The 11,349-nt window shown below is 56.8% G+C and carries 7 protein-coding genes; 3 read left to right on the top strand and 4 right to left on the bottom strand.

The features are described 5' to 3' along the window. Positions 1–289 precede the first annotated feature (289 nt). Positions 290–808, bottom strand: a complete 519-nt coding sequence (locus tag AB1644_08755; GenBank protein MEW6051132.1) for a hypothetical protein — start codon at positions 806–808, stop codon at positions 290–292. Positions 809–989: 181 nt separating this feature from the next. Next, on the bottom strand, positions 990–3,860 hold the full coding sequence (locus AB1644_08750) for a PKD domain-containing protein (protein MEW6051131.1): 2,871 nt from the start codon (positions 3,858–3,860) through the stop codon (positions 990–992). A gap of 189 nt (positions 3,861–4,049) precedes the next feature. On the opposite strand from AB1644_08750, the gene AB1644_08745 reads away from it, so the two are divergent. Together AB1644_08745 and AB1644_08740 are read left to right on the top strand one after the other, a co-directional pair. Then, positions 4,050–4,577 (top strand): sigma-70 family RNA polymerase sigma factor, encoded by a 528-nt coding sequence (locus AB1644_08745; GenBank protein ID MEW6051130.1) that lies wholly within the window; start codon positions 4,050–4,052, stop codon positions 4,575–4,577. After that, positions 4,577–5,260, top strand: a complete 684-nt coding sequence (locus AB1644_08740) for a zf-HC2 domain-containing protein (GenBank protein ID MEW6051129.1) — start codon at positions 4,577–4,579, stop codon at positions 5,258–5,260. The genes AB1644_08745 and AB1644_08740 overlap by 1 nt, the downstream gene beginning before the upstream one ends. Positions 5,261–5,284: 24 nt before the next feature. On the opposite strand, the gene AB1644_08735 is transcribed toward AB1644_08740, so the two are convergent. Next, a complete protein-coding gene (locus AB1644_08735) occupies positions 5,285–8,338 on the bottom strand; it encodes a CHAT domain-containing tetratricopeptide repeat protein (protein MEW6051128.1) in 3,054 nt (1,017 codons plus the stop codon). A 226-nt stretch (positions 8,339–8,564) separates the two neighbouring features. Here AB1644_08735 and AB1644_08730 point away from each other — a divergent pair, with 226 nt between their 5' ends. Further along, positions 8,565–8,900 carry a hypothetical protein gene (locus AB1644_08730; protein MEW6051127.1) on the top strand — a complete coding sequence of 112 codons (336 nt, stop codon included), beginning with the start codon at positions 8,565–8,567 and terminating at the stop codon, positions 8,898–8,900. Between the two features lie 6 nt (positions 8,901–8,906). Here AB1644_08730 and AB1644_08725 read toward each other — a convergent pair whose 3' ends face one another. Continuing rightward, positions 8,907–11,294: a M14 family zinc carboxypeptidase gene (locus tag AB1644_08725; protein ID MEW6051126.1), complete on the bottom strand. Its 2,388-nt coding sequence runs from the start codon at positions 11,292–11,294 to the stop codon at positions 8,907–8,909. Between the last annotated feature and the right edge of the window lie 55 nt (positions 11,295–11,349).

Genomic DNA, 11,349 nt, shown 5'->3' with positions numbered 1-11,349 from the left:
AAACCCGCCATCCTTCGGATAGCGGGTTGGATTTGTTGTCCCTTTGGTGCTATTTCACAATCACAACGCCACTATCCCTGGTATACAGACGCCACCAACTCCAATTGATTAGAGTGGCGGACATGAGAACAGCGGCTGCAAGAGTGATCGTGTTCATTTGTGTACTAATGTAATCAACATTCTCAAATTGTCAAGTGCAAATCTTGGAGTACGTCGATCATTTTCCAAATTTCCAAAGAAAAAGTGCCGGCAATACATAGCCGGCACTTACAATTGCTGTGCCGTTCACTTAAAGCGTCAGACCCAGTCTCACGCCAACCCCCGGCGACTTGGTTTTAACAGGATGGTCGAAATCGACCCACAACGAGTGGCCGCCGACCGCCATTGAGACCAGACCGTGCCGCTCATTGTACCGTCGGGCCCCTTTAGGAGCGTCGATAATCGACCAGACCGAGGCCCCCAATGCCACCGCCAGCCCGCCATAGCTCAGCACGGCGCTCCCTTCATCAGTGTAGTAGCCATACGAGGCCCAATAGTAGTCGTCCCGCACAAAATCGGACGACGGCAGATAGCTGATGAATAGCACCACCCCTACTACAGCTGCCCCCATCTGCAGAAGCCCCTTACCGGTCTCTCCGTTATAGAGTTGACCGCCACCCGGTACCAGTATCGAGTACAACAGGGCACTCCCCGGACTCTTGGCGCTCACGTTTGTGGCGTTTACCTTCAACGCAGTCATGTCGGTCTGGGCGAGTACCAGGCCCGACGTGAGCATTGATATCGCTGCCACAAGCAATAATACTCTCACACTCATCCTCCTTTCAATGTCGCTCGATTGACGCGACAGACTTGTTTATCACAGTGACTATGGTGCCGCACAGCCATAGTTCTTACACGAAATCCCCGGAAAACCAAGACCCAGGTCAACCGGTTGTCGACCTGGGTCGGGGTTCGTAACTGCTCCGGGAGCTCAAACCGACGTCATTATGTTATGGGCCATCGTAGAAATACTGAAGGGTCGCTCCTCCCGGGCCATTATTCATCGTAAAGAAGTCGCCAAACTCCCAGAGCGTTGCTTGATAGCCTCCGGCGCTGAAAACGACTGTCCAATTCGTTCCGTTTCGCGACACGAATGTGTACGTGCCGGTGCTGGTGCCCCCCTGGAGGTTCGTGAATGTAAACGTGCCGTTTGAATTAAACCTGAAGACCACCTTGTTGAAGTAGCCCGGCACCCAGGCGCTCCAGGTACCAGTAGACTGGAATTTTGTCAGTAACTGTGCAATAGTAGGGCTGACCAGGTTGATCTGCTCGGTCACACCAGAGCGCTGTGTGTACGTACCCCAGTACCGGTAGAGATATTCTCTGCCGCCGTATTCGTTCCAGAATCCGTACAGGGCCTCCCATGAATGCGATCCGGGCGCTAGTTCCTTTTCATAATAGTATCCGGGCAGCATACCAAGAGGGGACGCGGGGAACTGCTCGACGTTGTCAATCTTGAGCGACACGATGAAATACGTGCTGTTGTTGTTGAACCGTGTCTTGGATACCGGCGCCGTCACTACCACGGTAAGCACGTTGCTGTACTGTGACCACTGCGACTGGCCGGCAAGAGATACCCATGCTCGGCACCGATAATAGTGAGTCCCCTGTGTTGGATTCGCAATCACCAATGATGACCCCTGCGACCGGTACACTTCGGCAACGACACTGTAGCCGGAGTTGGGGCCTGTGATGGACCGTTCAACGCTGACCTTGTCATTCGAGTTCATGAGCGGCGGCCAGCTGAACGTCCAGGTAAGAGTGAAGCTGGCGGTCGCGTTCGAAGGTCCACTCAGCACTGGGCCGGTAGCAGCCTGAGTGGCCGAAATGGCGACTGACTTCTGGCAGGTCGCGTTGCGTGAATCCGTGACAGTTACTGTTGCAGTGTAGCTGCCGGCGGATTGATACGTGTGCGACGGGCTCTGCAATGTGCTGGTGCCGCCATCGCCGAAGTTCCACGCGTATGAATACGGTTGCTGCCCACCTGTGGCTCCTCCAGTGAAGCTGACCGCCAGCGGCGCCGGACCGGAGGCCGGGCTTGCGGAGGCGGTGCAATTCAATGCCGTACCGGTGACCGTGATAGTGACATTCTTCGAACAGTTTCCGGATGCAGCGTCGCCAACTGTCAGCGTCGCCGTATAAGTTCCCGCAGCATTGTAGATATGGCTTGGATTCTGCTGACTGCTGCTGCCACCGTCACCGAACTGCCACATGTAACTGTAGGGAGCCTGGCCGGCTGAAGCGGTTCCCGTGAATGACACCGTCAGTGGAGCTGCCCCTGTAGTCGGTGTCGCCGAAGCACTACAATTCAGAGATGCGGCCGTCACGGTCACGACCACGGTCTTGGAACAAGTGGCGTTTTGTGCATCGGTAACGTCCATGCGAGCGGTGAACGTGCCGGGTGTCGAATACGTATGGGTTGGATTCTGCGATCCTATAACTGTCGAGCCATCGCCGAAATTCCAGCTATAACTGTACGGGGCTGTCCCGCCGCTGGTCGAACTGGTGAAGGAAACTGTCAGGGGGGCCTGACCGGAAGAAGGTGCGCCCGATGCTGTGCAGCTCAGCGCGGCTCCCGTGGTTACTGAGATTGTCAGGGTCTTGGCGCATCCGTTCTGGCGCGAGTCCAGAGCTGCAAAATTCACCGTATACGTGCCTCGCCGAGTGTACGTGTGAGTCGGATTGGCGACCAGTGACGTGTCACCATCGCCAAATGTCCAGGCATAGTGATATGGCGCTGTGCCGCCCGTAACCGTGCTATGGAACGTCACCTGCAACGGGGCCGGGCCCGAAGTCGGGTTGGCAGAAACGGTGCATGTCAGACCCGGTGGAACCGCTGTTATGCTGATGGTTTTGGTGCAGGTGGCGCTGTTGGCATCGGTGACAGTTAATCTTGCCGTGTACACTCCGGCTTGCGAGTACACATGAGTAGGGTTCTGTAGCGTGCTGGTGGACTGGTCGCCGAACTGCCAGCTATACGTATACGGGGCTCGCCCACCCGAGGCGCTGGCGGTGAATGTAACCGATAAAGGAGCGGTGCCCACTGTGTGACTCGCTGTCGCCGAGCATGTCAGGGCCGCAACCGCCACCACTGTCACCTGACGGCAGGCGGAGTTGTTGCTTTCGTTGGCTTCGGTCACACTGCCGTTCTCATCGGCCAGAACGCCTATGTAATAAGTGCCGGCGCCTATCGAAGCAGAGAGGATGAAATTCTGGTCTGCCCAGGCGAACTCTCCACCGGCGGCAAGACCGCTAACAGTGGCACCGCCCACACGGGTATCGGTCACGGATAGAATGGCGTCTGCCGAGATATAGAACCCCATCGTGAATTGCCCGCAAGCGGCCGAGCCGCTGTTTCTGAGAGAACCTGCCGAGATCCTGAATGACCCGCCGACTTCAATGCTCGTCGGGGTTATCACCGGCGAGCCGCTGGCGACAATGAGGTCCGGCCGAGGGGTGGCAGTTACGGTGACAGTCGTGTCTTTGGTGCAACTGCCACCTCCAGCATCTTCAACCGTATAGACTACCGTGTACTGTCCTGCTGCCTGGTATGTGTGGGTAGGACCGGCAATTTCGGACGAGTTTTGATCTCCGAACTGCCAGTGATACGTATATGGCGATTTGCCACCCGAGGCGCCGCCGCTGAATTTGACCACCAGCGGGGCCGTTCCGGTCTCCGGACTGACACTGTCAATCCGGCACGTAAGCGGGATCGAGGGTGCGCTGTTGGCCGGATTCGTTTTGTCCGAGCAGGACGTGAGCGCGACCAATGTCGAGACCAGCAGTGCTGTCGCGACTCTTACGATCAATTGGAAAGGCATAGTAAACTCCTTGCCTGCGTGCATGTCGTGTTTAACCTACTGAGGTGGTGCGACAAGGGCGGAGTTCTTACACCAGTTTTCTCATTATGGCGAGTGCAATCTTGGGGTCCCTACGAGTTGAATCTTGCCAGATTACCGGACGCCCGTATATATTGTGAGCGATCAGATCCGGGCATACGTTTCAAGGTTATGGATATCAACGAGTTGTATCAACAGGCGCGGTCCGGCGACGTGCGCGCGAGGGAACAACTTTTTCTTTCGCTTAGTGAAAGATTTCGACTTCTGGCGCACCATAGGGTGTGGAATCGAAGTGACGAAGAGGAGGTAGCTCAGGAAGCGTTGGCTGCGGTTGCAAGTGGGTTCGGCGATTTGGATATCCGAGAAAGTTTCAGTGCCTGGGCCTATAAGGTGTTCGATAACAGGCTCCTGGCATATGTGAAACGTCGGAAGAGCACCCGCAACAGGAACGAGCCGCTGTTTGAACAAATACCCGCACAGGATGCCAACGATGATCTGCGCGGCCGGCTTCTCGACTGCCTCAGGAAATTGATTGTGAACAATCAGCGGTATGTCCGGATCCTGAACCTTGGATACCAGGGGTATGCCATGGTGGAGATCTGTGAGCGGATGAGGATAACGAAAAACAACGCGTATGTTGTACTCAGCCGGGCTCGCTCGCTGCTCAAGCACTGTCTGGAGACAGGGAAGGTTGCCTGATGTCGAAATGCTCCAATCCCGAGTTGGCAGTGAAACTTCACGCCTGGGAGCTGAATCTCCTGAGCGAAGACGAACGGCAGGCGGTCGAAGAACACATTTTGGTTTGTGAAGCCTGTTTCGAACAGGCCAGGCAGTTCAGCGAGCCGATCGGCCTGTTACGGCGCGATGACCAGGTCCGCAGACTGATCGCAGATGCTTCTCAGGATCTGGCCCTGGAATCGGAATCTCACGCGGTCGGCAAGTCCTTTTGGACCCGAATCGTGGCGCTACCGACCCTCGCACGATACCTTGCGGCGGCAGCCGTTCTGGTATTGGTGGCCGTTACGGTTTTCCGCATCGCGTGGTTTGACGGATCCGACTCTGGCCCAGTCCAGGTGATCACATTGACGACCACCCGTGCGGTTGGTTCGTCGGTGATCGAGCGAGAGGCTGGCGGTATGGCGCAGATTCGATTCTATGTCCCGACCGAAGGGTTGATCTTTCCTCTCAGAGTCGAGATATTCACATTAGATGGGGAGAGCGTCGTTTCCGAACGGGTCCCAGATCCTGTGGACAGTATGGGATACGGCCGCATATCGCTCCCAGTCAGGAGCCTTGCGCCCGGCGTGTACCGCCTGCGTCTGTTTTCGGGCGGCGCCGGTGACGACGCGTTGATCCGCGAGTATTCGTTCCTGGTCCGGTGAGCGTAGTAGCCGGTTGGAATCCACTCAACGCCAATCCCCAACGGCAATAAAACCTGCCCAAAGATATGGGTGTGTCGGCCGATTCGATCTTCGAAGTTCGTTGAGCTTCCGGACCTGGAGATCGCGCATGCGATCGGGCAGTACAGAACTCCGGTTCTCATAGAACCAGGCCACCAAATCGCCGGTCAGCTCATCTGATACCGGCCACAGCGAGCTTACCACGGTCGATGCGCCCGCCATTTGGAATGCGCGCCGCAATCCGTACACGCCTTCGCCGTCCACAAGTTGCCCGGCACCACTCTCGCATGCTGAAAGGAAGACGAGCCTTGTGGCATCAAGGTCAAGCGCCGAGACTTCGTAAGCGGTGAGTATCCCATCGCCACTTCCCGAACCGCTCGTACGATTGTTCACTCCGGCCAGGAGAAGCCCGCTTAACAGGAGCGGATTCAGCCTTGCAGTTGGAGCAAGCGCTGATAGCCGTGATGCCGGCCAATTCGGCAGGCACGTATCACTTAGAAAGAAGCCGTGGGTGGCGATGTGAATGAAGCCCGCCGATGGCATACTGGCAACAACTTGCTCTTCCGACGCCTCAGCTCCCAGCAGCATCGTTATCTGGTTTCCGTGACCCCGGCTCCACTGCTCTGCTATCGTCTCGACTTCGCGCCGTGTCCCCGGGAGCGGACTGGCCACCAGATTCTCCAGTGTTACACATGGCGCGACCTGACCTCGCACGCCCGGGGTCTGAATCGCACGAGGTGTATCAACACTCCTACCGGTGCTTTCCGTGGCCCAGGCAAAGTAGTCCGGGTCGCCGATCACCAACAATCGATTACTCGCCTTCTTCCTGGCCGACGGTCTCAGGATATCGCGACCGGACGACAGGTAATGCACGGGGTGAATGTCTATCAGGTATCGATCATCTTCGACAGGAAGAGACGCAAAGGAAACCAGATTTAACGCGCCGTCACAGGCAAGGAACAACCGTTCACCTGGTTTGACATACCGCGCTATCGGTCGCCACACGAAATCGGAAAGTGATTGCGCGATTCGCCGATACGTCGTCTCAGCACGGGAATCCGGAGCTATTTCGCCGCTCGCGATAGCTGAGAATTGTCGGCGATATTCATTGATCAGCACATGCAACGAATCTGCCGGGCCCAGGCGCACCAGCATCTCCGGGTCGTCAGGTCTCAGCACGATGACCGCATATGACTCTCCGTCGACAGCATACTCGGCATGACGGTGTCGATACCTGATGAACTCCATCATGACTGAAGCCTGCGGCAGCGCCTGTCGCATGTTCAGTGTCGTCACTGGCCGCTGACCGCTCCGTGCCGGGAACGATCCGCCCAGCAGCGCCAGTTCCTGCTCGATACCTTCCGCTACTTTGGAGAGGGAATCAGTGGCATGCGAGTACGCAACAGCGTCATCACTCTGACCCTGAGCATACAGTTCCGACAACCGGAACTTCGTCCGGCGCAGCGTTTCAGTCAATCTGCCCGAAAGAGTGTCCTGCCGCACGCGACTCAATTGTCGCTGTTCGAACAACTGGTCGGTCACCATGCCTTTAGTCCCCAGGATCAAGTCGCATACTGTTTCAGTTGCCGCGCGGGATGGAACATCAATGCCGAAGTAGATCTCGAGAGTCAAATCGAGTGATTGCCGTAGCGAGCCGCCGAATGCGAGCGCATCACGCTCGGACAGCGCCATGCCGTTGGCCCGGAAGTTCCTTAGGCGGATCGCACAAGCGCGGAGGGCCGCATCGAGACCGTCCTCTGGTTGACCCTTCTCAAGCGCCAACTGAGCCAGGAGTTCAAGTCCGGCTGCCACGTTATCATGCGACTTTCCAAGACATTTCTCCCAGACCGCGACGGCCTGAGTGGTCAGACTTTCGGTTTCGCGCGGTTTCAACTCCTGCTGCCGCAGCGTGGCCAGCGTGTACAGGCTGTTGGCGACATCGGAATGCACTGGACCGTAGGCTCTCTCTCGAATAGTGAGCGCATGTTCGACGAGCTGACCGGCCGGCTCGCGGCGGCCGTAGTCCAGATACATTGCCGCCAGGTCATTCTCTATCGTAGCGACTTCGACATGCTCGTTTCCGAACGTCTCCCGCCGAACGGCCAGCGCTCGCAATAAGAGGGACTCCGCCGCTGGGTAATCCCTGCTCTCTATCTCCAATTTCGCCAGTCCGTGCAGACTGTAGGCCACATACGGGTGATTCGGGCCAAGAGACTTTTCATTGATCGCCAACGCTTGTCGATACAGGTCCTTCGCGTCGTCGTAGCGGGCCTGCTTCCAGCAGACAAACGCCAGGTTGTTCAGACAGTAGGCGATGTCGGGGTGAGCGGTCTGATATACGTGCTGCATCGTATTGAGGGCATCGCGCAGCCGCCGCTCGGCCTCGGCGAATCGACCCAGGTCACGTGCCAGGTTCGCAAGGTTGATGATGGCTCTTGCCACATCGTGGTGCACAGCCCCATACGCTTTGGTCCATCCGGCCAACGCCCTCTCGTAGAGAACCCTGGCATCGTCGTAACGCCCCAAATAGTGGTAGCAGTACCCAAGATTATTGGCGGCGGTTGCCACCAGTTGATGGTCCGGTCCATAGGCGTGTTCCCAGATCTCAAGCGCCCGCAGATAAAGCGGCAATGCCAGTGAGTAATTCCCTTTGTCGCGATGCAGAACGGCGAGATTGTTGAGGCTCTTGGCCACCGATGGGTGGTCATTTCCGAACCAATCCTCCGTAGCGCGAAGAGAGCGGCGCCAGTAGAACTCGGCCGAATCGTATTGTGCAGTCTGATAGAAGTATATGCCGAGCTTATTAAGCCACAAGATGGCCAGCGTGTCCTTGTCCTCGGTTCGGTCGAGGACGGTTCCGAGTGCCTCATGGGCGAGACCGATGGCTGCCGCATGATTCTGCACACGGGCGAGGGAATCGGCTCGGATGACCTGCAACTGATCCTGCTGTATCGCCGGGTCCGCCTCAAGCGGGCGATCCTGTGCGACCACCGGCGCAACCCGGAAACACACGCTTACCAGCGTCAATGCTCCGGCGACCATGTTTCTATTGAAATTCACACATCGAGCCCCGGAATACGGCCTTCGGATGGTCAAATATGACAAAAAGAGATTTATTTGTCAACAATCATCTTCACTTGGCGGGAAAACGGCTCCAGGGCTGTCCAAACTGCCCGACAAAATAGAAGTCCGTGACTTAACTACTTGGACTGCGTATATTACAGCAAAACGGGGTCGATTCTGGAAGGGGCATGTGGGCCTCTCGTGCCCCAAGGAGGTGACATCGGTGACTTCTACCGGAGACAAATACGCTTCGTATCAGCTATCCAAGGCGGAGATGAAAGCCATCGAAGTCCACAAATACTATCTGTCGCGACAGGCAGGGTATGATGTCGGCCTTGAGTACACGATCGCCCACTGGCTGGCCCACCATGCCTCGCGCTGGCGCAAGGACCGCCTGACCAAAGAGCTCCAGGAGCAGATGAAGGAGATCGAACGCCACAAATGGATAGAATCCGAAAAAGCCGGCCGTGATCTGGGGGACCAGGCCGTTTTCGACTGGGTGCGACGATTCGCCGCCCAGTGGCGGCACTGGAAAGACCAGCAGGAAGTCACCGATTGACCCGGTCTACGGACAAGCGGGCAGCGTTCCGCTGAAGAACAGGAAATCCACCAGTCCGGACAGGTCCGAGATATCTATACTTCCGGATCGATCAGTATCGTTTTCCTCAAAGCAGTTCGAAATACTCCCCCCGAAGAACAGATAGTCTACCATCAGCGAGAGGTCGGAAATATCCACAATATCTCCGGTATCCCCATCGATGTTGCCTGTTGAGGCCACACAACATGACTGCACGTCGTGGTAGGGGAGAACGACATAATCGATCCACGCCGCATCACTGCCCGAGGCTGCGCTGATATCTTTGGCGTAAACCCATTTGAAAGTGTGCGTACCGGCTGTCACCGGGTAGCTCATCTGCGTCCAGGGGACCTCGCCGGACCATTTCCCTTTGCTGACACCGTCGATAGCGAACGAGAGTGAATCAAAGCCCGCCTCCGATGACACCCTGAACCAGAACGAAATCGAACCGGCCATTAGATCGGCATCGGTCAAAAGCAGCTGGCTCGTTTGGCTGTTGCCGATGACACCTGACCGGGCAGCCCGAATTCCTTCATGCGGGCTGACACTGCTGATCATCCAGGGCTGATTGCCGCCGGCCTGCCAGGCGAATCGGGTGAAAGTCCCGCTTTCAAACGTTTCGATCCGTTGACCGAGGAGAGCCGTGAACGAGACTGAATCGGCATAGCCGCCGTCTGCCGTGACATGCAGAGTAAAAGGTATGACCCGCCCCGGAGCTGCCGGAGGGGAGACCGTGAACTGAAACAGGCTGCTCGAAACGGCCGATCCACCCAGCGGTGGTATTGGGGAAAACGACGAGGTGTCGACCAGTATCGTAACCAGACCGTCCGAGCTGGTCAACGTGCCGACGGCTGAAGTTGCGGCTCCCCCGCCATTGTTGACGAGCGTGACGCCGAACGAGGTGGTGTCGCCAACCTCAAACATATCGGCGCTATGTGCGACGAAGGCGAGGGAAGGGACGCTGGGAATCGGGTCGAGCTGGAAATCGAGGAGTACTGTGCCACCATCGGTAATGGCGATGTTTGCCATTGTATCGGGCAGGTAACCGGCGGCACTCGCCTCCAGAGTGTATGTGCCGGCTTTGATCATGCGGTGATAGTCCCCGAGTGTGGGGTCGCTGAACATCTCCGAATTGTCGACATCATGGCCGAGTACTCGGATAGTCGCTGCCAGAGGCAGGCCGGTCTGCGAACCGGTCACCAATCCGCGGAAGCCGTAGAATGCCTGGCGGAGATACTGAATGAACGACCGCCGATTGTATTCCCAGTAGCTGGGAAGCTGGGCCGCCGGCAGGAGCTTGGTCGATGAAAGTTCGATCGTAATCTCCCGGCAGCCATGCCAGTAATTCATATAGTCCTGGCGGCCGCCATCAACCTCGTACCAGTCGTATCCATTGGTGATACCGTTGTCGAGGTCGGTCAAATAACCTGACGGGGCATATATATGGCAGGTATCCGCGTACTGTCGGCATATAAGTTGAAACCAGGCATCATCGGCATGACGGGTGACCCAGGTGTCCCACGGGTAATTAAGCACTTCAGCGCCGCCATGAAAATTCGCCGCGATGACCGGATAGTGGCTGTCGGCGAAGTTCATGAACGCTATTGTCTCAGGCTGCCAGGCATTGCCGTCCGGGTGCTGCCCATCCTGTGGATCAGGATAGTTGCGGTTGAGATCGATGCCGTTGGCGTTGTACCTTCGAGCCAGACTCACACTGCTGTTGCCGCCATAGTATGCGCCATCCGGATTGGCCAATGGGTTGATGTATATCTTCAGCCCGTTCACCATATCCATTGTCGGTGCGTCCGCCCCGTACCCGACCAGCAGTGAATCAATCAGCCGCAACATCAGCACGTAGCCGGTCAACTCATCACCATGCATGCTCGAGGTGTACAGCACTTCCGGTTCGTCCTCTTCCGTGTTGACATTGTCTGAAATGGTCGCCATGAGCAGCATCCGTCCTTGTACAGAATAGCCGATCGTGTCCAGCCGGCAGAGGGTCGGATAGTTCTGCGCATATTGCTGCATCATGGAAACATACAGCTCATACGTGGGATAAATGTCCCAGGCGAACGGTGCTTTGCCGTCCGCCATGCGCGGGACAAAACCGTCGGAAGTATGCGGCAGCCGCTGGTAAGTGAAGCCTGTTTCACCAAGCTCAGTCAGTTGCCGCGCGTTGGCGTACGCGTACACCGTGTCGGCGACGACGTTATCGATGGAGACCAGTTTGGTCAGTTTCCCGATCTCGGCGGGAGACTTGACTGTCAACCGTATATATGTCTCATCTGCTCTCGTGGTTGAGGCGGTAGTCAATACTACCACCAGACCAACAAATGTCACTAAAGCCCACTTCAACAGTCGTCGCCATACCTGCATGCGTTTGTCAGTTCCTTCCTCGGTCAATACATGTTACGTTCGTGCGCTTCGTCGG

It is taken from the genome of Candidatus Zixiibacteriota bacterium (assembly GCA_040753875.1).
Lineage (GTDB): Bacteria > Zixibacteria > MSB-5A5 > GN15 > FEB-12 > DATKJY01.
The sequence above is the reverse complement of the archived record's forward strand: the minus strand, read 5'-3'. Positions and strand labels throughout refer to the sequence as shown.

What these genes read in the sequence shown, in the direction of transcription:
- AB1644_08750 (MEW6051131.1), bottom strand. Translation starts at nt 3,860, where the DNA reads ATGCCTTTCCAATTGATCGTAAGAGTCGCGACAGCACTGCTGGTCTCG.
- AB1644_08745 (MEW6051130.1), top strand. Translation starts at nt 4,050, where the DNA reads ATGGATATCAACGAGTTGTATCAACAGGCGCGGTCCGGCGACGTGCGC.
- AB1644_08740 (MEW6051129.1), top strand. Translation starts at nt 4,577, where the DNA reads ATGTCGAAATGCTCCAATCCCGAGTTGGCAGTGAAACTTCACGCCTGG.
- AB1644_08725 (MEW6051126.1), bottom strand. Translation starts at nt 11,294, where the DNA reads ATGCAGGTATGGCGACGACTGTTGAAGTGGGCTTTAGTGACATTTGTT.